Source organism: Luminiphilus syltensis NOR5-1B, assembly GCF_000158175.1.
Classification (GTDB): domain Bacteria; phylum Pseudomonadota; class Gammaproteobacteria; order Pseudomonadales; family Halieaceae; genus Luminiphilus; species Luminiphilus syltensis.
Genome location: NZ_DS999411.1, coordinates 1,648,949 through 1,671,089 on the forward strand (window position 1 = coordinate 1,648,949; position 22,141 = coordinate 1,671,089).

The following is a 22,141-nucleotide window of genomic DNA, read 5'->3' on the forward strand; positions in this document are numbered from 1 at the left end:
AGGTTTCTTATCGAGCAACTAGGGTCTGAAATCATTGAGGCCGACAAACGTGCCACCGTTTTTATAAGTCAATTCACGCATGAGTGTAGCAAAACGTACACCCGTCACCTGTAACTGGGGGGGTCTTATGAACTGTACGGGGAAGCCTACCGCGTGGATGCGCACACGGCGCTCGCCATCAAAGTTTTCACGATTCAGTCGATCGACCGTCAGGACCACATCGCGAATGGATTGCCCGGTAAATTCATCACCGAAGACATAGATCGAAATTTTCTTGTCGGGGTCATAGAAACTACGGACCGCGGCAGTGATACCCTCAACAGGCGAGCTGTTGGAGAACACATTCCAATTGCGCAGATTGCGGAGAATGAGGCTGCGTCGTGCCGGTGTATCTTCAATCCATTGTCCCCGATAGCGACTGAAGAGATAGTTGCCCATATCGTTCATGACCTGAATCCCCTTCACATTGGGATAGATATTGAGCGTCGCCTCCATTTCAAGCAGCATGCGTTCCCACGCGTAGGAAAACATAGAGCCCGAGGTATCGATAATAAAAATGATGTATTCACTGTCTACCGGTATACCGCCAATCAGCTGATTTTTCTTCTCGAAGTTGCTACCGAGCAGACGTTTCTGCTCATCGGTCAGCCGTTGCCGCGCTATTGCAAGCTCCTGTTTGATAATACTGTTGCTGTTACGGGTCGTTTCGAGGGCGTCAAAGCGTGATTCAGCGCGAGCTCTTGCACCCTGAAGAATGGCCAGTTTTTCGCGATAGTCAGACAGCTGCTCCTGTCGGGCTGCGAGGTCGCGATTCAGAATTCGGGTCTCGCCGCGGATTTCGAAGAGTTGTTCGGTCAATTCCGCGACACGGCCTTCGGCAACCACTGTGGATTTTTCCAGGATCTGGGGCTGCACGGTCTTGGTGATCATCAACAGCAGGATCACCGCACCGAAGCCGCAACAAATAACGTCAAGGAAGGAGATCGAAAACTCAGGATTGGGGCGACGTTGGCGCATACTTACTCCACCTACGGCCAGTCACTGGAGGGGCTCATGAAAGAGCCTCCCGTAACGCCAGCGAGCTGCCAGAACTCGGATGCGGCCATGGGGTCTCCTTCCATTGGCGCAAGAACGATATTGACCGGGACGCCCTGGGGCAGCTTGCGAACCGCCTGGCGAAACAGGCGGAGGCGGTCGTTGCCACTCACGGTGGTGCTGTTGGGAGGCGAATCACCCTGGGTTGGCAGGCCGTCGGTAATCAGGAAAATATTGTCCGGTGAAGGCGTGAGTTGCCCGAGCGCATCAAAGGCGTTGTGGAGCGAGGTTCCGCCTGCGGGCAATGTCGCCCGCAGCGCTTGCGTGGCGGCTTCCAGGCGAGGGGTGTCGGCGACTTCCAGCCACTGACCCGGGCCTTGGTCGTTAAGAAAGGTAGTTTTGGTATTGAAGCCGATGAGCTGGATGCGGGCATTAATCGGCAACTGGGCGGTCAGCCAATCAATGGTATCGAGGGTGCGGACCCACTTCGCCGCCTCTCGCTGCACGTTTTCCTGCATATTGCGCAGGCGGATAACGTTGACTAACTGATCTGACAACATGCTCGCTGAGGTATCGACCAGAATAGCGATATGGTTGCCTCCGAGGTTGAGTCCGGTCAGGTACTGCCGATTCCCTTCGCCGACAAATTCGCGCGCGCTCCGGCCCGCTTCGCTATCCGCAGCCTCCTGCAGTTTTTTGACCTCTTCCTGCAGACGATTTACTTCGGCCTTCAGTGCCTCGACATCGTCATCGGTGGTGTAGCCGTCGGCTTCCAGGGAGGCAATCAAAGCCTCGTAATCATCGATTTCCTCGGTCACACGTCGGGCCCGGCCCTGGGTTTCTACAATATCGTCATCGATGCCTTCCAGCGCATTGCGAAGACGCACCAGACCTGCCTCGCCCTCGCGAATATCCTCATCGAGCAGATTGATTTCGGAGAGTACTTCGGCATTGAGCGTTTTGCTCTCGACTTCCATCGAATGGTCGATGATCAAAAACACCAGCACAACGGCACCAAAGCCACAGGACATGATGTCCAGAAAGCTGAGGTTGAATGTTGAGGCCTGGCGCTTCTTACGCGGCATGTCAGTCTTCTACACGAACCAGACGGGCTTCGACGTCGCCATTGCTCAGTACGTCGCCGAGGCGCAGAGTTTGCCCGGGTTCTGCGCGCGCTCCATTCACCTCCAGTGTTGCGGGCACCGGGCCGTCCAATATCAGCTGCTTGCCGTCGGCTTGCTTGATGGCCGTGCCGAATAACGCCAGTTCACAACCGAGCGCTCGCGCCGTGTCCTCAGATAGCAAATGCGTTGCCAATACCCCGGCTTGCTCGATATCTGCAGGGGCTTCGAGGGAAGTGCCCTCGACGTGTCTGCCGCTGATGGGCACGGCCCGCTGAAAGCTGAGACTGTCCGCGGGCTGTCGCAGTTCTGCCATTTTTTCTTCGATCACCTCCGGCAATGCCTGCTCCCCTGGCAGTACGGTGGGGAACGGCAGGCTGAAGCCAGGGATCATGCCGAGAAGCGAATCGAGCACGATGGTCTCGGAATCCTCGGGAATCAGTGTGGCGATCGCTGTGGACAATTCCTGACCAATAGACTGAAGGTCTTTCGCGGTAATCCGTGCCTGATAACCGTCTATGGTGAGCCTGGCCTCGCCGCGTTGTTTGATGTCCGCCAGCAAATCGAACAGCGCATCAAAAAGCGTTTGCTCGCTGGCGGCCTTGCGCTGCGGATCAAAACGGGTCTGCTCGACAAAGCGACCGGCGATGATCGACGCGAGGCGGTCCTGAAGCGCGAGTAGACCGCGTCCTGGTAATTGCTGCGATTCACCGGCGTGGCTGACACCCTTGCGGCGTTCGGTACTGGTGACCAGCGTCTGGTGCAATTGCAATTCCACATGCGGCGACCGCGTGGTACCCAGCGCGGCGGAAAATAGTGCACTGCGGTGGATAATAGCCTCGATGCTGAAAGGCAATGTACCGGCGATACCCAGGAGCAAAGACAACTGCGCCCGAGACATACTTCCAGGGGCGACAATAACCACTGAATCGGGATGTCCGGCGGCGGCATATAGTGACTTCAGATGACCGTGTACCAGGTCGGCGGTGTGGCGCGCGGGTCCCAGCGCCGGTGTCAATGGATCGGTACTCAGCTGCCACCAGTATCGGGTATTGACCGACCGCGGCGTAAGCCGGGCGGTGCGCGCGGCCGCCTCACCGTAATGATAGTGGCCCCCGTCGAACCAGGCGTAGGCTGGAGAGCGTTCCCAGTGGTCGTTGGACCAGCAACCCAGAGTGGCATCATTGATATCGATAATGGCAGTCATGAGCGCGGTACTGCGAGATGACGTAATAACTTGCGGTCAATGTAACGCTGCGTATTCAGTACCAGTCGTTCCTGGGAAAGCTGGAGTTGATACAGCGCGAACATAATGATGATGCTCAACACCAATGCCACGAAGGTGCTGTTGAAGGCGACACCCAGGCTGACAGTCACGCCCGAGATATCGCCCTCCACTGCCTTGTAGGCCTGTCCCAGTGCGTCGCCGATGCCGCGCACCGTGCCGATAAAGCCGATTGAAGGAATCGCCCATGAAATGTAGCGCACCATCGACAACTCCGAATCGAGACGATCGGCTTCGATATCACATTGTTCCCGCACAGCCTCCGAGACTGCAGTGATGCTATTGGTTGTCGTAAAGCGCTGGAGCGCATTGAGCAGCGCGCGAGGTAGCAGGAAGTCCTGCTCCTCATCGGGCAGGACCTCGAGAGAACGGGAGTATTCGCGAGCATCCTGTGGTAACAGCGAGGTGCCTTCGGGGATTTCGACGAGTGAACGCTTGAGCATGGCCTGCTCATTGCGGGTGCGATAGGCCTTGTGCCCCATAATCGCAAGCGCCCATAACAGGAGAATGAAACAGGCCTCCTGTTCGAAATCCCGAATGACGATCGACAACGTTCGTTCGGGCACAAAATCCTCACCCGCTGCCTGCATTGCTGCCTGCTCCTGCAGTTGCTCACTGGCAGTGGGCCGAATAACGCCCACATAGGCGCCGTGGACAACGATGATCGCCAGCACCAGCGCAATGGCCTGATAGAGGAACTCGGTAGGTTGTCGCAACTGCATTGCCATATCCTGTGTAAGTTAAATATCGACGGGAAAGGAGACCGACCGGTCTTCTGAAATCGATTCGCTAGGTTCGTAATCCAGGGGGGACAAACCGCTGTCGGCAGATTCTTTCGGTGCCTCCTCGGTTTCTTCCTCGCGCGCTTCAATCCCCGCGCTCTGGGTGGCGGCTGGCTCAGGGTCGGGTAGCTCCGCTTCGGCATCGGGCCGCTCTGTCTGGGCTACAACCGTGGCCAGTGGGACGGTGGCCATGAATAACGCCAAAACGATGTGTTTTAGTGCCGTCTCAATCACCGGGTTACTCCGCGTAACGAGCGATACGAAAACCGAGATCATCTCTACCCGATTGTCCGTAATCGCGGTAGGACAGGCGCAATTCGGACAGCCGGCTCAACGCCCAGCTAGCCCCGCGAACCGTGTAGTTATCACCGGACTGGGGGCCGAGGGGGTCGATACCCACTTCGGCGTTGGCCGAGGGGATCTCGTAAACATTGTGTACCCACTCAGCGACATTGCCCCCCATGTCATACAGGCCGCGGTGATTGGCTGGAAAGCTGGCTACCGGCGCGCTGACGATATGACCATCGGCATAACCGTTCAAGATTCTTCCGGTAACAAAGGCAGACGTATTATCCGCAACGTTGGTTACCGCCTGCGTTGGCGGGAAGTCTTCACCCCAGGCGAAGCGACGTTGGCCTTCGCCATCGATGCGCGCGGCATAGGCCCATTCGGCTTCGGTCGGCAGTCGGTAACCGGTGCTCGACGGATTGAAACCCGTGATAATGCCCTGCTGCTCGCGGTAAAACAGCGGCAGGCCCTCGCGGCTGCTGAGCCAATTGCAGAAGCGTGCGGCCTGTTGCCAGCTGATACCCGCTACCGGTTGATGCTCTCGATTGAGCGTATTGCCCTCGATTTGGCCGCTGTCATGGGTCGCAAGAAATTGCCTGAACTGGGCGTTGGTGGTTTCAGTCGTTGCCAGATAAAACCCGCGCTCGAGCCGAACGGTGTGCAGCACCTCGTTGGAGCGCCGGCCCGGCTCCCGGCGTGAGGCGCCCATCGTAAACTCGTTAACAGGAGCCGCGATCGGGTCTATCAGTACGAGGGTTTGCCCCAGCGGGGAAGTGACCTCGGGCCGCAGTGCAGCTTTGCGCGCCTCTGCTTCTGTTAGCAGTGCGATATCGATGCGCTGCTTGATGCCCACCCGCGGCTGTACTTTGGTGCGCTGCGGCGCGTAGCCCGGCAGGCGAACTTCGACGCGATGCTCGTAGGCCGGTAGTGACAGGGTTTGCGAGCCGGCCCCCACGACCCTGCCGTCGATCAGTAGCTCAGCTTCGGGTGGGGAAAGTTGAAACTCGACCTTGCCCAGTTCGGGCTGCAACGTTAACGACAGGGTGTCGCTGGTACCGCGGTCAACGTTGAGCGTACGTGATTGGCGCTGATAACCGGCCTTGGAGAGTTGCACCCGATGTTCCCGGTCGGGCTTCAGCGAAATAGCCAGCGGGGTTCGGCCACGGAATTCACCGTTCACTGTGACATTGGCGCCGCTGGGTGTGGTAGTGAGGTCGATGACGCCATCGGCTGGAATAAGGCGTATCAGGCCAAGATCCTGAGGCTCCTGGGCCATGACGATGAGTTCACGAGTCTCGTCCTGAAACCCCGGAGCGGTGATGGTTACGACCCGCTCGCCAGACAGAATCTCATAGTGTCCATTGCTGGGCTCCAGGGGTTCGCCATCTACCAGCACACGGCTGGTATCCGGATCGGTTTCGATGTTAACCGTTGCCCAATCGGGTAACAGATCAAATCCAAACTGCTGTGCAACCCCTCTGCCCGTAATCGCGATGGTCTCAGTAATGCGCTGGTAACGCGGTGCGGTAATCGTGAGTTGGTGTTCTCCAGCGGCTATCTTTCGCTGCTCAATGGGCGCAACGCCCAGTGCCTCGCCATCCAGTAAAACGGTTGCTTCAGCCACATTGGTGACAATGGACACAAGTCCGGGAAGGATGGCAGGGTGGATCTCAAGCTCCTGGCTGGCATCGTCGGTAACGGTAAAGGTATCTTTATAAGTTTCATAACCTGCCGTCGTAACGGTGATCTGGTACTCGCCGGGTCGGATCAGGTAGCGATCGCCGAGAGGAACCACAGTACCCTCGATGTCAATATCGGGGGGGGTTACCACGTGGACGACCACCTCCAGGGAGCGCGCGGTGAGTAAGAAAAACAGCACCAGAGCCACAAGAAGGGTCGCCGCGGCACCCATTAGCCTGAGGCGTGAAATACCTTTGAACGACGCCTTCTCCGAAGCATCGAGAGGCTCGAAAGAGGCCGCTGCCAGTGGGTCACCACCGCCGGATTTTTCCGGCGGGTCGAAAGTGCCGGGTGCGAGCGGTTTGTCGTCGTCAGGTGGCTGCGAGTTCATATCGCCTCAGTGCAGCGCACGGCAATCGGGCCGTCCGCCTGATCCGGCGTTGCTTCGAAATTGATGCGCACATCCCGGTATCCATTGCGAATGCCAACCGCCGTGTATTTGCCGGGCCGCAACGTGAGCTGGGTTTGCAAAAAACTGCCCAGTCGCTTGACTCGCAATACGGTGACGTCGGTTTCCCCATCTGAGACGAAAGCCATATCGACTGGGGTACGCGCATAATTGAGTATCTCCGTGACTTCTGCAATCTGACGGGACAGCTTCGCCCCCGGCTCCTCGATGGTGTTCGCTTGTTTTAGGGTCTGTTCTGCCTTTTCCAGAATCGAGCGATCAACGAGACGCTCGCGCTCGGTTATAACGCCCTCCAAGGCTTTACTGAGTTCCGCCCGGGGTTCACTGCGTTTTAAACCGTCGCTCGCAAAGACCACCGAGCCGTCGATATCGAGCGCCTGCTGATACGTTTTCACCGCCGCGCTCCACTGCTCATTTGCCTCTTGTGCGAGACCCTCGCGCTGCAAACGGCGAAGTTCCGCGGCGGTTTCCGCGGATTCCAATTCAAGCAGGGCAGCGCCGGGCTCGGGCGCCGACTTTCGGGTGTTGAGTGCGGCATTGAACAAGCGTCGGGCGTCGCCAAACCGCGCCTCTTCGAGGGCGAGATAACCATCGCTCATCGCCTGTAAAAAACGGGCGTTTTGAGCGGCCTCCTGCAACACTGTCAGGCGCTCCTTCGCGGGAATGTTGTCCGGATCGAGTTTCAGCGCGGTTTCTACCTCTTCAATAGCCGCGGCATATTGTTCGCGATCGGCGAGGGTTTCGGCGCTGGAAAGCGACTCCTGTACGGGCTTAATCGCCGCCACTCTGGTTTCCAGCGCAGCGGTAGCCGCGGCGCCCGGATCGAGCGTTTTCAAAATGGTGAGGCTATTCAATGCGGTGGGTTCGTCGCCGGCATCGACGGCCTCAGCGGTGGCCGTCGCTGCGTCCAAGATTCGGCTGGGAATACTGGTCTCCAGCGCGATAAGAGCTTCGCTTGCTGATTTGTAGGCGGCCAATGCGGCATCAAATTCGCGCTCGCGATACGCCTGATCGCCCGTCTCGGCGGCGCTCAGTGCAGCCTGGTATTCGGTAGCTGCCCACAAGGTGACCTCGCGGGCTTCGAGTGTTTCCTGGAGCTCGAGTATCAGCTGCAACGACTCCTGTGCCGCGCGTCGGGCTTTACTGTCCTGGGCTTCGGCAAAGGGGCTACGTGCCGATTCTGCCACCGTATTAGTTTTAGGTGTCGCAGGCATGGGCGAGGAATTCGGCGAGTCAGGGCGCTCGGTGGATGCGATGGCGGCCGGGGTTTCAGGGCTGTCGACCCAGCCCGGGAGTAACACGAACACCACAAAAAGCAGCGCCACACAGGTGGCTCCAACAATCATCAGAAAGCGCGGTGATTTGCCGGCATTCGAATTACCCTCGAGTGATGCCGCGGGCTCCCTCGGATCAAACTTTGCCGGTTCAAGCGGCTGTTCACTGGGGTCATTCATGATAATGCCGGATTAATCGCTGCTGGAACTTGAATCTGGCGTTCGTGGATCCAGCGCTCCGATCTCGGCGGCATAGATATCCGCCATGATTTCTCGCCATTGCGCGTACTGATCCTCGACGTTGCCGGTAAGTCTCACGGTCCGGTCTTCGAGTTCGATCACGCGGGGGGTAATTTCGGCCTGAAGCGACTGTCCGATCTCTTCGAGCGCAAGCGAGTGAATGTTCGCTTCGGCGCGCTTTTCCAGCCCGCTCTTGAGCAGATAACCGCCGCCCATCATGCCAATAAATCCGGCGCTTCTGGCTGCGCTGTTGCTCGATCCCTGAGCAGCGATACCGGCGATCAGTGCCGCACCACCGGCAATTAGCTGCGCCGTGGATTCATTCTGCAGTTCGCGTAGGGCAACGATTTCCTCGTAGCTCAGCTTGCGCCACTCCTGGTAGGGCGTTTGCATATCTGCCGAGAACCCATCGTAGTAACCCTGTAGCGTATCGACGAAAATGTACTGGCGGTTACGTATATTCCGCACACGATCCAACATGGGGTCGTCTTCGGCGGGTAGCCTCGTAATTTTAAAATTGCCATTTTTGTCCGTCGTCAGGTAATCGGCGAAGGCGTCTTCTGCGAAATTTCGGGCGAAGCGAAGCTCGGCCACGGTGCGAACCTCTCGGCGCTGCCGGGCTGACAGACTCTGAAAGACCAGCAACATATCGTTGGCAATCTCACGATAGACCATCAGGAAGGGGTCCTGGCTACTGCGCGTGCCGCGTTCGTAGGCGTACTTACTGGTAACGCCTTCATAGGTTTTATCAATCCAGCGTTGACCCGTTGCGTCGGTAACCTCAACAGCGAGGGCTATTTTTTCACCGTCGCTTTGGAGAATAGTGCCCTCGACCAGCAGGTCGGTAAATTGGTTGGTGTCCGGTACTACACGCACCGCACCCCAGGCGCCGCTTTCCAACAGCGTGCCCGATAGTTGGTCGGCCATATAGCGAGCTTCTGCGCGACGTACCTCGGGGTAAATCGGCAATTCTTCGTCGATCTGTTCAATATTGGGATCGAACACCGCCACCCCGACGTCCAGAAGTTGCGATTCAGGAACGGAGCTCAATGGGGTATTCAGCGGCGGTACGGAAGTACTTTTCACGGTTTGGCTGACACACCCTCCAAGGAGGCAGCAGAAAACTAATAGCGAAAAGGTTTTGGTCACACTCATTGTTCAGGTATCTCAATGCCTTTGTAGCGTCGATATTCATTCCACAGCTTTTCCCGGACCGCAGGATCGGGCTCGCGCATCGCTGCCTCGCGCAGTTGGCGGGCCACCACATCATCGTCGCTGCCACCAGGAATGTCCTCAGGCGGTGGGTACTTCGCGGTATTCTCCGGCGGCGTTCCACGCGGTCCGCCAATACCCCCACCGGCGCCCTGTCCGCCCATGGCGACATCGCCACGGTAGGGGCTGTTGCCCTCACCGGTATTTCCGGCCTCTTCAAAATCGCCGTTGGCCTTGGCTTCGGCCGCCTGCTGGGCGGCGCGCTCCCGATCGGCCTCGCGTTGTTTCTCCTGTTCCTCCAGAATAATGCCATCGAATTCACCGGTGCTTTCTTCAAGCTGGCGATCGAGAATGGCGACCTGCTCCGCCGGCGTCAGTGATCCATCCGTTCCGGGGAAAGGCTCAAGTCCACCTCCGGCGCGGGTGCCTGGGGTTTGTGGTGTACCGGTCGCATTGCCGCCCGTGCTGGAGGAAGCCGTTCCATTACCGCCAGGCATCGCCGAGCCCTCGCTACCCTCAGCGCTACCGTCGCTGCCCCCTGGGGTGCCGGCCCCATTGGGTGGGCGCGTGCCAGGGCTGCCCCCGCCTGCGCGGGCCATGGGTTCGGTATCGCGCATGTCGGGCAGTGCAGCACTGCCACCAGAGGGGGTATCGCCGAAACCGGGCTCTGCTCCTGCTTCACCGCCCGCCTCAGAGGCGTCAGCAGCACCTGTTTCCGCCGCAGAATCGGTGGTGCCTGAGCTGTCGCTGGAATCCGCGACCGTCTCATTGGTACTGCCTTCCGGGGACGGGAAGTCACCCCCCGCGGGACTGTCGGCACCGCTGCTCGAGCTCGAGGAAGGGGCGCTGGGCGGGCTGCTGCTTGGCGTGCTCTGGGAGGAGCTGCTTGAAGACGAGCTACTTGAGCTGGACGAACTGCTGCTCGGAGACGATGGCGGGGTGCTGGCGCTCGGTGGTGTCGGGGGCGTCGGTACCGAGGGCTGAGACGGGTTGGATGCCGAGGGGCACCCGCTGAGAAGCGCGACACAGGCGGCTATACCGAGTGCTCGGGCGAGTTGAATAGGACTTGGCGGGTGTGATTGAGGTCTCATTAATTCATCGCTACTTCAGTGGGCGCCCAGATTGAAGGGCCAAATGCCCAGATAATACCCGTTGTTTCAACGGCTTCTCCATCCACTATACGCGGGCGGAAGCGCGTGTCCCGGATTAAGCGGGAAAGCCGAACAATGCGCTTATTATCTTCGACATCGGGCTCTTGAATCCGTTCCACATCAATGGCCCGCCCCGACTCCGTGACGGTAAAACTGATCACCAGCAGCTCGGCGTCATCCCCCGGTTCAGTCCGGGGCGGAATGGGTTTGATGCCCTCAACATCCGGCAATGGAACGGGTGTGGTAAAGAGTTGGGAGGCCCGCGCGCGATAAAATGCATCCAGCGCGTCCGAGACCGGCTCGACGGGAGCTGTTTCAGCTGCTTCTGCGCGATCAACCGCTGCTTGTGTGCTGCCCTCGGTATCGCTGCTTACTGTGCCCTCTGTGCCCTCTGTGCCCTCTGTGCCCTCGGCATCGCCTATCGCTGCGGCTGGCGGCTCGGGCGCCAGTTCCGCGAGCGCCTGTTGATAGAGCGCCATGCCGTCCCGGCGGTCACCAAAAAACCAACTCCAGTCACCGAGTTGGATAAGATCTTCGGCTTTCTGAATGCGGTCACCGGGATACTGAAGTTCGTTGATCTCTTTTATGGCAGTGAGTACCTTTTCGCCACGATCAAACGTCAACCCATTGAGAATGATGGCATCGTCATTTGTCGAAGGCCCCGGGCCCATATCTCTGTAACTTCTGACGCCGGCGACGAGGTACTGGGACTGGAGCATACCCAGTAGTGGCTCGACCAGTGAGGTCGACTTGTTGCCGTCACGATTGACAATTTCCGTGAGTGCGAGACGGTAGAGATCCCACATGACCATTGGCCGCGTTGCGAGGCTCTCGGCGTCGCCAACACCGAGTAAAAAAGCGTCGCGCTGCCACCGGGCCTGATTCATTAGCGCCTCGCTGGACCGAGGGCTGTCCGCAAGCGCACGGCGTTCAACCCGGTAAAGATAACGCTGCTTTTCATCAACCGTTTCGTAATCACCCAGTGCCGAGTGGCTTCGGATCTCGCTGCGCAGCATCGCTATTTGTTCGGCGCTGTATAACCCTCCGTTGACACGGGCGAGGTGCACCGCACGTTTGAGTGCCGAGATGGCTTCTTCGTGGCGACCCAACTGCTGCAGTACGGTGCCGTACCCCAAAAGATGTTGCGACAAATCCGGTGCATAGGCCCCATAGTTCGATTCAAGGTCAGCAATGGTTTCTCGATACTCGATCAGCATTGAGGGCTCGGGGGGCGCCGCCTCTGCCGAGCTTGCTCCGGCGTCTGAACGCATATCGATAACCAGGGGCGTATCATCGGGACTGGTCCCTGAAGAGGGTTCGTCCTGTGCCGACACCGGGGCGACGCCAGTCACGACCAGCGACAGCCACAATAGTCTCTGGATTATCCCCGCGGAGCTGTAGTGATGCGAAGCCGACATGAACGCCTCAAGATACGGTTAACGATTGATCTGGCTGAAGTATAGTCACCTTTCCGACAGGGCTGCCACGCTACCGCTTGACCCCTCTTTAATTACGGTCCACTGGGACGATTGGAGCTGCCCGGTTTTCATTGGGAGGCATTTTGGGAAAATTCACGCGAGATACCGGGGTAACCGCGGGTGCCAACAATGAGTGGCACGGTGAGTTGCACTCGGGTTGGCGGGTCGGTGAGATTCCCAATGGCGGTTATGTGCTGGCGTTGATAGCGCGCGCGTTGCGCCAGTCGCTGCCTCACCGCGATCCGCTGACCATAAACGCTTTTTTTCTTGCCCCCACCCGACTTGGAGAGGTTCTGGTGCGCACCGATTCGCTCCGTGAGGGTCGGGGAACCAGCTTCGGTTCGGCGGAATTGTGGCAAGACGAGGAATTAAAGGTTCGCGTAACGGCGGCGTTTACCGATCTTGACCGCCTGAGCGGTGAGCAGTGGTTGGGCGCCGCGGCGCCGGCAGTCCCGGATTTTGATGCCCTCAAAGCGCAAACGGCGCGGGCGCTCGAAATCCACCACAGTGTGGAAATGCGAATGGTGCGCGGTTTTGATGTCTTTGAGCAGGGCAAACGACCCATGACGGGGGAGTTTATCGCCTGGCTGCAGCATTGTGATGCGGCGCCAGCCGACACCCTCGACCTCATTATGATGGCGGACATCATGCCCCCACCGGTATTTACGGTGCTGGGTCCCTTTGGCTGGGTGCCCACGATTGAGATTACGGTGCAATGCCGGGCCCGGCCTGCACCGGGGCCGCTGCTGGGGCGTCACTTGTCGCGCTATCTGACCCGGGGAATCATAGAGGCCGATGGTGAATTATGGGATAGCGAGGGTCAGTTGGTGGCCCTCTCTCGACAGACCATGAAAGTGCGACAGCCCAAAACCGCAGCTCAAAACCCGTTCTCGGTGTAAAGACACCCGAATTCCCACACCCCTTCCAGCAAGGCGGCTGGTAAACGGTCAGCGGGTCGCGACGTGCCCACCGGGAGTACGCATATCGGCAAAGCCGTAGAGCCAGCCGCCTTCGCGCATGATTGCTGTGGCGCGACCCAGATTCCACGGGCTCGGTTCAAGGGTGTGTCCCATGCTTTCGAGCACCGACTGGGTGTCTGCGCTTATGCCTCGTTCAATCCGCGTCTTATCGGGCTCCCATTGATGATGAACCCTGGGTACCGCAAGCGCTTCCGCGACATTCATATCAAACACGGTAGCGTTGAGGATGGTTTGCAGCACGGTGGTAATAATCACCGAGCCGCCGGGGCTTCCCGTCACCAGCCAGGGCTCATCGTTTTTAAAAACGATAGTCGGTGTCATTGACGACAGCGGCCGGCGATTCGGGGCGACCGCGTTCTTCTCTCCTTGAATCAGGCCATAGGCGTTGGCAAATCCGGGCCGCGCCGCGAAGTCATCCATTTCGTTGTTCAGTAGCATCCCTGTTCCGGGCACAACAATACCGTTACCGAAGCTGAAGTTGATGGTGTAGGTATTACTCACGACGTTGCCGGCGGCATCCACGACAGAATAATGGGTGGTTTGGGTACCCTCGGGGGGGAGAATGTTACCCGGGGCAATGTCGACCGAGGGAGTCGCCCGGTTACGATCAATTAATTTTCTGCGCTCGGTGGCGTACTCCTTATCGATTAACTCGGCGGTGGGCACCCAGTTGTAGTCGGGATCGCCCAGATGCAGGCTGCGGTCCGCATAAGCCAGTTTCATCACCTCGATCAGGTGATGCAGATAGCTCGCACTGTTGTGTCCATAATCCGCCATTGGCAGGGGTTCCAGCAGGTTGAGCATCTGCAGGATGTGCACTCCCCCGGAGGAGGGCGGCGGCGAGGAAACCACGGTGTAGCCCCGGAAGGTGCCGTGCACCGGCTCGCGCTCAATAGGTTGGTAGCGCGCCAGATCATCGAGGGTAATCAGTCCGCCATTGGCGCTCATGTCCTCGGCGATCAGACGCGCGGTTTCGCCCCCGTAAAAGCCCTCCCGGCCCTGTTCAGCAATACGTTTGAGTGTCATCGCCAGATCGGGCAGGCGCAGGGTGTCTCCGATGGCTGGTGCCACGCCATCGCCACCCAGATAGACCCGATTCGCCTCCGGATTTCGCGCCAGCCGGTCCGCTCGCGCGCTCAGTGAGGCGTGTAGGGCCGGTGATACCGCAAAGCCTTCTTCGGCCAGAGCGATTGCCGGCGCCACTACGGTCTTGAGATCGAGAGTGCCGTAGCGGTTGAGCGCGTGGATAAGCCCGGCAACAGTGCCGGGAACTCCCGCTGCCTTGTGGCTGAAATAAGTCAGCGCCTTGTCTACCGTACCATCGGCTTTCAGATACATGTCCCGGGTGGCCGAGGCCGGGGCACTCTCTCGGTAATCGATGAAGGTTTGTTGATTGGTCTCTTTGTCGTGGAGCAGCATGAAGCCGCCCCCACCCAGATTTCCTGCCCGCGGCAATGTCACCGCCAGGGCAAAACCGGTTGCCACCGCCGCATCCACGGCGTTACCGCCGCGTTCGAGCATTGCCAGGCCCGCTTCGGCAGCGAGGGGTTCGGCAGCCACAACCATGCCCGCCCGGCCAACAGTAGGCTGGAACCGGGTCTGATAGTCGATCCTCGGTGAGACGGTGTCTGCGCGGGGAGTCCCCGCCGCGAGTGTCAGGCAGATGATGAATCCCGCCGTTTGCAGTGATGTGACCATTGGCAGTGCTGTCTCCGGTTGAGTGGGGTTAACGCTAAACTGAATCCCTCGACGTTACCAGTGGGGGTCTTCGGACACGACTGCAAAGACTCGTTAAACTGTCAGTGAAGTCAGCAAGAGCGAGGTGCGACGTGCAGTACGAGGAATACCGACGCAATTACGTGCGCGGTGGTCTGTCCCGGGAGGAGATGGCGGCCGATCCCCTGGAGCAGTTTGATCGCTGGCAGCAGCAGGCGATAGAGGCGGGTCTTGCCGATCCCACCGCCGCGTCGTTGGCAACCGTCGATCTGTCGAGTAATTTATGGCAGCGCATTGTGTTGCTGAAGGCAGTCGCCAACGGTGGCTTTGTCTTCTTTACCAATTATCACAGCAACAAGGGTCGCGCGCTGATGTCAGATTCCCGTGCCTCGATGCTCTTTCCCTGGAACGAGCTTGATCGCCAGGTCACCGTCAGTGGACGCGTTGAAGCGATACCTTCGGAAGAATCAGACCGTTACTTCTCCAGCCGACCCCGGGAAAGCCAGCTGGGAGCGTGGGCCTCCCAGCAAAGCGAACCGATCGCCAGCCGGCGGGCTTTGCTGAAGAAGTTTGAAGAGGCGAAAGAGGGCTTCGCTGATCGTGACGTTGAGCGGCCGCCTCACTGGGGTGGCTTTCGCCTGATGCCCCGGCAGATCGAATTCTGGCAGGGAGGGGAGCATCGACTGCACGACCGCCTGCGCTACACCCTGAACGACGACGACTGGATACTGGAGCGCCTGCAGCCCTGAGTTTTGGGCGATCCTACTGTGGGTCCCGACGGCGGAAGTAATGGGGCACATCGGGCAAACCCAGCAGATCGCGGCGTATAAGGTCGATAGCGGCCGCAGCGACCACAGTCTGGAAAATATCGCGGCCCAGGGGAAGCAGCAGGCGCTTGCTCTTTATCGCATTGGGACCGCCCCAGGCGAACCACACGGTGCCCACCGGTTTGTCCGGGGTTCCCCCGTCGGGACCTGCTATGCCGGATACCGCCACACCCGTATCAGCGCCACTGGCGGACAGCGCGCCCCCAAGCATTTCCCGAACCACAGGCTCGCTGACCGCACCGTGCTTTTCAAGGGTAGATTCGGACACACCGAGTAGCTTGTGCTTCATTGCATTGCTGTAGGTGACAAAGCCCGCTTCAAATACGCTGGAAGCGCCGGGCTCCTGCGTGAGCATTGAAGCAATGAGTCCGCCGGTGCACGATTCGGCACAGGTGATGGTCATATTCCGCTCGCGTAACAGGGTCTGGAGGGATGCCGCGAGGGTGACATCGGCTTCACCGATAATGTGATCGCCGAACAAGGCGTGCATTTCCTCCAGGCATCGGCGCTGCAAAGCCTCGTGCTCAGGAGTTTCAATCACCAGTTTGAGCTCCAGCATGGGGAGCCCCGCCCGAAAGCCCAGCGTGACTTCGGGCGGCCAGTCTGCGATGTCGTTGTGCACCATCTCCTGAATCGCCGATTCACCCAGCCCAAACGTCTGCAGCCGCAGGGTCGAGCCGCTGCCGCCGCCCACGTGCTGTCTCACCAGGGCCATTACGCCGGGCAGCATTGCGCCGAGTTCCCGGGGTGGCCCCGGCGTCGTAATTACGAGGCAAGCTCCAATCATCACCGCAAAGCCGGCGGCGCTACCGACCGGATTGGCGATGACTTCCGCTCCCTCGGGGAGGCGAGCCTGCTTGAGATTGGCAGTATCGGCCTGAAAGCCACGCTCCTCGCACCAGTTTCTGATCGTATCCGCAAGCTCGGGGAATTCCACCAGTTGCCGACCCGCAGCTTCTGCCACCACCTCGGCGGTTAGATCGTCGGAAGTCGGGCCCAGGCCCCCGTTGATAATGAGTATGCGACTGACACTGACGCGATCACCGATCGAGTTGAGTAAAAGGGCACGATCATCGCCAACGGTGATTTTATAATCGACCCGGAGGCCCGCAGCGACCAGGGCTTGAGCGATTGTGGCTGAGTTGCTGTCCACCGTATCTCCGCGCATCAGCTCATCGCCGGTCATCAGTAGTGCAATGGGGGGGGTGGGTAACATTGTGGGGCTCCTTGGCGAAATAGGGCTACAGGCGGCGTTGAAGCCAGCTACACTATCGGAATTTACTGCGAAACGGTGGCACCCCGCTGCCGCAATTCCCATCATTGAAAGGAAAAGGAGGAGACAGAACCGTGCATCGGGTGGTTTTTAATCAGAAAGGCGGCGTTGGCAAGACATCGATTACGTGCAACCTGGCGGCCATTGGCGCATCACAAGGCTTGAGGACGCTGGTGATTGACCTCGATGTGCAGGGGAATTCAACCCACTATCTGGTTGGCGAGGTCGATGCCGAGCAATTTCCGGCAGAAGCCCAGGGTGTGGCGGGATTATTCAAGCAGACCGTGGGATCGAGAAAGATGCGCGCCAATCCCGACTCCTTTGTCTGGGAGACGCCCTACGAAAACCTTTACCTGATGCCGTCGAGTGCCCACCTGGGTCAGATTGAAAAAGATCTTGAGGCGCGCTACAAAATCTACAAGTTAAGGGATGCGCTCACCAAGCTCGACGACGAATACGACCGTATTTATATCGACACGCCCCCCAACTTCAATTTTTATTCCAAGTCAGCATTGATCGCCGCTGACAGTGTTCTGGTTCCTTTCGACTGTGATTCCTTTGCCCGACAGAGTCTGTACGAGTTGATGGACAACATCGACGAGTTACAGGAGGACCACAATCCGGATCTGGAAGTCGAGGGCATTGTGATCAACCAGTTCAACGCCCAGGCGCGCCTGCCGGGTGCTCTGGTCGAAGAGTTGAAGGCCGAGGGCTTCCCGGTTATCGATACCTTTCTCACCAGCTCGGTGAAGATGCGTGAAAGCCACTACGAGATGCGTCCGCTGATCTATCTGGCACCGAGCCACAAGCTCACCCAAACCTATGTGGATTTGCACAAGCGTTTGGAAAAGGGGCTGCGTCGCCGCTCAAAGCGTTAGAACATATCGAAATAAAAAACGGGTATTTCAAAACCATTGTGTCAGGGGCTACAGTGCGCCCATGATAGCGATTGCCAAAGCCCGTCCGACCCTTGAATCTGCGCCCCTGCGCGGAGATCACGGTGCGATCGACATTGATGCCGCCAACCATGCGTTGCGAGAGGCTACTCCCGCAGAAATCGTAACCTGGGCGCTTTCCCTCGACAAACGGGCTATCGCCACCACCAGTTTTGGTGTGAATGCAGCCGCGACTTTGCACGCGGTAGTCGAGCAGGCGCCGTCGTTGCCGGTTATTTGGGTGGATACCGGGTTCAATCTCCGTGATACCTACGTACAGGCAGATGCGGTTACCGAACAGCTTGGCTTGAATCTGCACGTGTACAGCCCTTTGATAACCGCGGAGCGCATCAGTGCGAAGCTGGGGGGGATCCCCTTGCCGGAGGACGCTGACAATCACCGCTGGTTTACCGAGAAGGTTAAGCTGGAGCCGTTTCGTCGTGCGATTGCCGATTTCCGGCCGCAGTTGTGGTTTAGCGGCATTCGCGCTGAGGAAACCGACCATCGGCGCAGCCTGGATATTGTTTCCCTCGATCACCGGGGCATCATCAAGGTTGCCCCCTTCTTTTACTGGTCAGACAGCGAGATCGATAGCTACATGCTCGAGCATGGCTTGGTCAGTTGCCAGCATTACTTCGATCCCACCAAAGTCTCTTCGGGTAGGGAGTGCGGCCTGCACACCAGCGTCTGATCAATTCCCCGGGGCGCTAGAAGTCGGCGTGGCCGGGTGTTCTTGGGAAGGGGATCACATCGCGGACGTTATCCATCCCGGTCAGGTAGGCGAGAAGCCGCTCAAAACCGAGCCCAAAGCCCGCGTGGGGCACCGAGCCATAGCGGCGTAGGTCGCGATACCACCACAGATCCTCACGCAGTTGCGGTTCCATCCTCGAATCGAGGACGTCGAGCCGGTCCTCACGTTGACTGCCACCAATGATTTCGCCGACCCCTGGGGCCAGAACGTCCATAGCGGCAACGGTTTTTCCATCGTCATTGAGTCGCATGTAAAACGCTTTGATATCGCTGGGGTAGTCGGTAACCACCACCGGACGGCCGACGTGCTTCTCCGCCAGATAACGCTCATGCTCAGAGGCCATATCGATTCCCCAGCGGACGGGGAACTCGAACTGCTCCTTTGAGCGTTCGAGGATGGCGATTGCCTCGGTGTAGGTCATGCGTTCGAAGGCATTATCAAGGATATTCCGAAGCCGGCTGATCACCGTGTCGTCAATTCGCTGCTCGAAAAAGGCCATGTCGACTTCGCAACGATCGAGCACTCGTGCGATGACATGCTTGAGGAGCCGCTCGGCCAGTTCGGCATTGTCATTGAGGTCCGCGAAGGCGATTTCGGGTTCGACCATCCAGAATTCCGCGAGGTGCCGGCTGGTATGGGAATTTTCCGCGCGGAACGTGGGTCCGAAGGAATAGACCTTGCTCATCGCCAGGCAATGGGATTCGAGCGCAAGTTGCCCCGAGACGGTTAAAAAGGCCTCGTCGCCGAAAAAGTCCTGGCTTTGATCGACGCTGCCATCGGGCTTTCGCGGCAGGTTGTTCCAGTCGAGATGGCTGACGCGAAACAGCTCGCCCGCACCCTCGCAGTCACTGGCGGTGATAATGGGGGTGTTCACCCAATAAAAACCTTCCCGGGAGAACAGCTCGTGAATGGCCTGCGCTGCCACATGCCGGATACGGGTAATCGCACCGAAGGTATTGGTTCGCGGGCGCAGGTGTGCCTGGGTTCTGAGGTACTCAAAGCTGTGCCGTTTTTTGGCGATCGGGTAGGCCTCGGGGTCGTCTACACCACCGATTACCTCGACTTGGGAGGCCTGTATTTCCACGGTTTGCCCTTTTCCCTGCGAAGCGACGAGTTCACCGGTGACGGCAACCGCACAGCCGGTAGAGAGCGGCAGAACCTCGGTGTCGTAGTTGGTCAGGGTGTTGGCCACCACGGATTGCAGGGCATCGAAGTGACTTCCATCATGGATGGCGAGAAAGGAAATACCGGCTTTTGAGTCCCGCTTGCTGCGCAACCACCCCTTGGCAGTAACGGTGGTACCGATGAGTTCAGGCTGCGCCAGGATCGATTTGATGGGGAGCCAGTGGGCCATACTTCACTTCCTTGCGTGACAGGACCGCGCAAAGCACGCGGGTCGAGTTGATCAGTCCTCTGCCTTCTCGGGCTTTAGCGCACAGCCTTCAATCAGGGTGAACTGAGCACGGTAGTCGTCCTGGGCGGGCGCGCCGGTGTAAGTCACCTCTACCCACTGATTCAGTTCCACTCGGCGGGTCGTGCTGGTGAGGCTTGCCGTCCATTTGTCGAAACTGAATTTCTCGGGGTCTTTGCGCATATCCACCAGCCCTTCGAGCCCGTTATCGGCGAGTCGCACCGTGAAGCCTGAACTCGTGATGTGGGAGACCCGCGCGGTGAACTGGGAGACCCCTTCCTGGGTCAGCCGATTGAGATAATTCGCCGAAAGGCGACGCTCTGCGGCCTGGGTGGCGTCTCTTGAACGGGCGATCGAGGCAGAGATGCGGTCGAGAACCGCGTCGGTGACCACGGTCGCCGTGTCGCCCGCCAATACCGCCTTTACCTGCAGGTGCACGAGGAAATCGACGGCCTTTCGCAGCGGCGAGGTGAAGTTGGTATAGGCGTCGAGCGCAAGCCCCATGTGCTCGGACGGGGCGGTGCTCAATCGCGCACGGGTCAGCAGGCGATTGACCATTGCGCGCAGGGGCAGCGGGTTTGCCGGTTCCGCCAGTGCTGAAAGGACCTGACGGTAGCCCGTGAGGGTTTCTATTGACGCCTGCGCAAGATCGGGTCGGTGGCGCTGCAGGAACTCCTGTGCCTCTTTGAGGCGGTCTTTGCGAAATCCACTGTGCACGACGAAGGGTCCGGGCGCCTCAGCCATGGCAAGAAACCGCGCCGCAGAACGATTGGCGGCAACCATGCACTCCTCGACAAGGCGCTGAGAGGACAGCTTCTCGTAGGCCTCAATATGGTCGATCTGGCGCTTGTCGTTAAGGTGCCAGCGATACTCCTGCCGATCCTCCATAACCAGTTCATGGCTCTCCCGACGCTTTCGCAGCGCGCGGTACGCCTGCACCAGGGCCTCCAGCGGTGTCGAAAACGCAATCAGCTCATCATTGTGTCCAGTGACGTAGCGATCGACCGCTGCATAGGACAGCTTGGCGCGAGATCGCACCACGGCATTCATAAATTCATAGCTGCCCACTTCGCCGTCATCGCTCACGGTCATTTTGCAGACGACGGCGGGCCGGGTCTGTTCCTCGGAAAGGGCACAAAATTCCTGGCTGATGGCCTCGGGCATCATCGGAATCATATCTCCGTGGAAGTAAACCGAAGTGGCGCAGTCTGCCAGTGTTTCGATAATGTCGGGGTGATCCCCCAGAAAACTCGTCGGATCCGCGACGGCGACGTAGAGGTTCCAGCCGTCACTGGTTACTTCGGCATACAGGGCATCGTCGATATCCTGGGTTCGCACCGCATCGATCGAGATGAAGGCGAGGTGCGAAAGATCTACCCGATTCTCCTCTTCGAGTGGCGACTTCTGCCGGGCGTGTTCCACCAGACTGGCAGCGGCTTTATCGGACCATTCCCAGGCAATGCCAGCCCTGCAGGCGACGTAGCGGTTTTCAATCCCCGGGGTGGTGTCATCCCCGAGCCGGCGCAACACTTTTGCCGACGGCTTGCCATCGCGGATGGGGTGTCGAAGCACGGCGCATTCGACCCAGTCGCCAGATTTCGAACCGTTGCGGGCATGGGGCGGTATAAACAACCAGCGCCGTAACACGGGGAGATCGGGTTCAACGAACACCGCCTTACCCTTGGTCACAATTCGGCCAACGAAGCGATCGATCGGTGAATCGACCAGCCGCTCGATTTCCGCGACGGTTTGTCCCGGCTTTGCCTTGGGACCCGTCGCGGGCCTAATACAAATTTTGACGCGATCTCCCGGTAACGCCTTGAGCATCTCATCCGGTGGAATGAAAACTTCGCGTCCATCGTCCACCAGTGCAAAACCGTAGCGGTTCAGGGTTCCTTTGACCGTGGCCTCGGTGTGTTCGTTTTGTGCCTCAATCTGTTGTTTGAGGCCCTTGAGCTGGGCCAGCGCATCGTTGTTCAGCATGGCCGCTGGAAGCTCCTGAATGCGTGATAGGGGTGGATGATTGTTCTATCGCTAATGAGGTGCAGTCGGTAATGATCGCCTGCAAACCCAAAGAGCCGAACATGCTAGCGAATTTCGTCGATCATGTCAGGCGAAATTACCGCTTGCACGACTTTTTCCGGTCTCGCGTTGACACCGACGTGGAGCAGGGATTAACTACCGGTAATCCGAAAAAAATGTGAGTAGGACGGCTAACCGATTGACCTTGATA

General features: G+C 58.7%; 19 protein-coding genes. 5 read left to right on the top strand and 14 right to left on the bottom strand.

Features of this window, described 5'->3' with window-relative positions:
• Positions 1-18: 18 nt before the first annotated feature.
• The 9 genes from NOR51B_RS07370 to NOR51B_RS07410 form a co-directional block, all read right to left on the bottom strand.
• Entirely contained in the window at positions 19-1,017 is a 999-nt protein-coding gene (locus NOR51B_RS07370) for a hypothetical protein (protein ID WP_009020072.1), read from the bottom strand.
• Between the two features lie 11 nt (positions 1,018-1,028).
• A complete protein-coding gene (locus NOR51B_RS07375; protein WP_009019514.1) occupies positions 1,029-2,120 on the bottom strand; it encodes a vWA domain-containing protein in 1,092 nt (363 codons plus the stop codon).
• A gap of 1 nt (position 2,121) precedes the next feature.
• Positions 2,122-3,363 carry a hypothetical protein gene (locus NOR51B_RS14970; RefSeq protein WP_009020949.1) on the bottom strand — a complete coding sequence of 414 codons (1,242 nt, stop codon included), beginning with the start codon at positions 3,361-3,363 and terminating at the stop codon, positions 2,122-2,124.
• A complete protein-coding gene (locus NOR51B_RS07385) occupies positions 3,360-4,163 on the bottom strand; it encodes a MotA/TolQ/ExbB proton channel family protein (protein WP_040481910.1) in 804 nt (267 codons plus the stop codon). The genes NOR51B_RS14970 and NOR51B_RS07385 overlap by 4 nt, the downstream gene beginning before the upstream one ends.
• A gap of 18 nt (positions 4,164-4,181) precedes the next feature.
• Positions 4,182-4,457 carry a hypothetical protein gene (locus tag NOR51B_RS07390; protein WP_009020058.1) on the bottom strand — a complete coding sequence of 92 codons (276 nt, stop codon included), beginning with the start codon at positions 4,455-4,457 and terminating at the stop codon, positions 4,182-4,184.
• A gap of 4 nt (positions 4,458-4,461) precedes the next feature.
• Positions 4,462-6,582: a PEGA domain-containing protein gene (locus NOR51B_RS07395; protein WP_009020984.1), complete on the bottom strand. Its 2,121-nt coding sequence runs from the start codon at positions 6,580-6,582 to the stop codon at positions 4,462-4,464.
• Entirely contained in the window at positions 6,579-8,114 is a 1,536-nt protein-coding gene (locus NOR51B_RS07400; protein WP_040481911.1) for a tetratricopeptide repeat protein, read from the bottom strand. Before NOR51B_RS07400 ends, NOR51B_RS07395 begins: the two co-directional genes overlap by 4 nt.
• Positions 8,115-8,126: 12 nt before the next feature.
• Positions 8,127-9,260 (bottom strand): hypothetical protein, encoded by a 1,134-nt coding sequence (locus tag NOR51B_RS07405; protein ID WP_230198425.1) that lies wholly within the window; start codon positions 9,258-9,260, stop codon positions 8,127-8,129.
• Positions 9,261-9,325: 65 nt separating this feature from the next.
• Positions 9,326-10,003, bottom strand: coding sequence for a hypothetical protein (locus NOR51B_RS07410; RefSeq protein WP_154647639.1), 678 nt, complete (start codon positions 10,001-10,003; stop codon positions 9,326-9,328).
• On the opposite strand from NOR51B_RS07410, the gene NOR51B_RS07415 reads away from it, so the two are divergent.
• The gene (locus tag NOR51B_RS07415) at positions 10,002-10,370 is read left to right on the top strand and encodes a hypothetical protein (protein ID WP_154647640.1); all 369 of its coding nucleotides are present in this window, start codon (positions 10,002-10,004) and stop codon (positions 10,368-10,370) included. The genes NOR51B_RS07410 and NOR51B_RS07415 overlap by 2 nt on opposite strands.
• A gap of 106 nt (positions 10,371-10,476) precedes the next feature.
• Here NOR51B_RS07415 and NOR51B_RS07420 read toward each other — a convergent pair whose 3' ends face one another.
• Positions 10,477-11,955 (bottom strand): tetratricopeptide repeat protein, encoded by a 1,479-nt coding sequence (locus tag NOR51B_RS07420; RefSeq protein WP_040481914.1) that lies wholly within the window; start codon positions 11,953-11,955, stop codon positions 10,477-10,479.
• Between the two features lie 143 nt (positions 11,956-12,098).
• Here NOR51B_RS07420 and NOR51B_RS07425 point away from each other — a divergent pair, with 143 nt between their 5' ends.
• Positions 12,099-12,914, top strand: coding sequence for a thioesterase family protein (locus tag NOR51B_RS07425; protein WP_009021615.1), 816 nt, complete (start codon positions 12,099-12,101; stop codon positions 12,912-12,914).
• A gap of 48 nt (positions 12,915-12,962) precedes the next feature.
• Here NOR51B_RS07425 and ggt read toward each other — a convergent pair whose 3' ends face one another.
• Positions 12,963-14,693, bottom strand: a complete 1,731-nt coding sequence (gene ggt / locus NOR51B_RS07430) for a gamma-glutamyltransferase (protein ID WP_009021391.1) — start codon at positions 14,691-14,693, stop codon at positions 12,963-12,965.
• 131 nt (positions 14,694-14,824) lie between these two features.
• Here ggt and pdxH point away from each other — a divergent pair, with 131 nt between their 5' ends.
• Positions 14,825-15,460 carry a pyridoxamine 5'-phosphate oxidase gene (pdxH, locus tag NOR51B_RS07435; RefSeq protein ID WP_009019036.1) on the top strand — a complete coding sequence of 212 codons (636 nt, stop codon included), beginning with the start codon at positions 14,825-14,827 and terminating at the stop codon, positions 15,458-15,460.
• A gap of 13 nt (positions 15,461-15,473) precedes the next feature.
• Here pdxH and NOR51B_RS07440 read toward each other — a convergent pair whose 3' ends face one another.
• On the bottom strand, positions 15,474-16,754 hold the full coding sequence (locus NOR51B_RS07440; RefSeq protein ID WP_009020130.1) for a CinA family nicotinamide mononucleotide deamidase-related protein: 1,281 nt from the start codon (positions 16,752-16,754) through the stop codon (positions 15,474-15,476).
• A 131-nt stretch (positions 16,755-16,885) separates the two neighbouring features.
• Here NOR51B_RS07440 and NOR51B_RS07445 point away from each other — a divergent pair, with 131 nt between their 5' ends.
• Entirely contained in the window at positions 16,886-17,689 is an 804-nt protein-coding gene (locus NOR51B_RS07445; RefSeq protein WP_009020961.1) for a ParA family protein, read from the top strand.
• A 61-nt stretch (positions 17,690-17,750) separates the two neighbouring features.
• Positions 17,751-18,437, top strand: a complete 687-nt coding sequence (locus NOR51B_RS07450) for a phosphoadenosine phosphosulfate reductase domain-containing protein (RefSeq protein WP_009019628.1) — start codon at positions 17,751-17,753, stop codon at positions 18,435-18,437.
• A gap of 16 nt (positions 18,438-18,453) precedes the next feature.
• Here NOR51B_RS07450 and asnS read toward each other — a convergent pair whose 3' ends face one another.
• Entirely contained in the window at positions 18,454-19,851 is a 1,398-nt protein-coding gene (gene asnS / locus NOR51B_RS07455) for an asparagine--tRNA ligase (protein ID WP_009019191.1), read from the bottom strand.
• A gap of 51 nt (positions 19,852-19,902) precedes the next feature.
• Entirely contained in the window at positions 19,903-21,891 is a 1,989-nt protein-coding gene (locus tag NOR51B_RS07460; protein ID WP_009021015.1) for a ribonuclease R family protein, read from the bottom strand.
• Between the last annotated feature and the right edge of the window lie 250 nt (positions 21,892-22,141).

Coding starts and splice junctions, on each gene's coding strand:
- NOR51B_RS07370 (WP_009020072.1), bottom strand. CDS start 1,017: ATGCGCCAACGTCGCCCCAATCCTGAGTTTTCGATCTCCTTCCTTGAC.
- NOR51B_RS07375 (WP_009019514.1), bottom strand. CDS start 2,120: ATGCCGCGTAAGAAGCGCCAGGCCTCAACATTCAACCTCAGCTTTCTG.
- NOR51B_RS14970 (WP_009020949.1), bottom strand. CDS start 3,363: ATGACTGCCATTATCGATATCAATGATGCCACTCTGGGTTGCTGGTCC.
- NOR51B_RS07385 (WP_040481910.1), bottom strand. CDS start 4,163: ATGCAGTTGCGACAACCTACCGAGTTCCTCTATCAGGCCATTGCGCTG.
- NOR51B_RS07395 (WP_009020984.1), bottom strand. CDS start 6,582: ATGAACTCGCAGCCACCTGACGACGACAAACCGCTCGCACCCGGCACT.
- NOR51B_RS07400 (WP_040481911.1), bottom strand. CDS start 8,114: ATGAATGACCCCAGTGAACAGCCGCTTGAACCGGCAAAGTTTGATCCG.
- NOR51B_RS07415 (WP_154647640.1), top strand. CDS start 10,002: ATGTCGGGCAGTGCAGCACTGCCACCAGAGGGGGTATCGCCGAAACCG.
- NOR51B_RS07410 (WP_154647639.1), bottom strand. CDS start 10,003: ATGCGCGATACCGAACCCATGGCCCGCGCAGGCGGGGGCAGCCCTGGC.
- NOR51B_RS07420 (WP_040481914.1), bottom strand. CDS start 11,955: ATGTCGGCTTCGCATCACTACAGCTCCGCGGGGATAATCCAGAGACTA.
- ggt (WP_009021391.1), bottom strand. CDS start 14,693: ATGGTCACATCACTGCAAACGGCGGGATTCATCATCTGCCTGACACTC.
- NOR51B_RS07440 (WP_009020130.1), bottom strand. CDS start 16,754: ATGTTACCCACCCCCCCCATTGCACTACTGATGACCGGCGATGAGCTG.
- NOR51B_RS07450 (WP_009019628.1), top strand. CDS start 17,751: ATGATAGCGATTGCCAAAGCCCGTCCGACCCTTGAATCTGCGCCCCTG.
- asnS (WP_009019191.1), bottom strand. CDS start 19,851: ATGGCCCACTGGCTCCCCATCAAATCGATCCTGGCGCAGCCTGAACTC.
- NOR51B_RS07460 (WP_009021015.1), bottom strand. CDS start 21,891: ATGCTGAACAACGATGCGCTGGCCCAGCTCAAGGGCCTCAAACAACAG.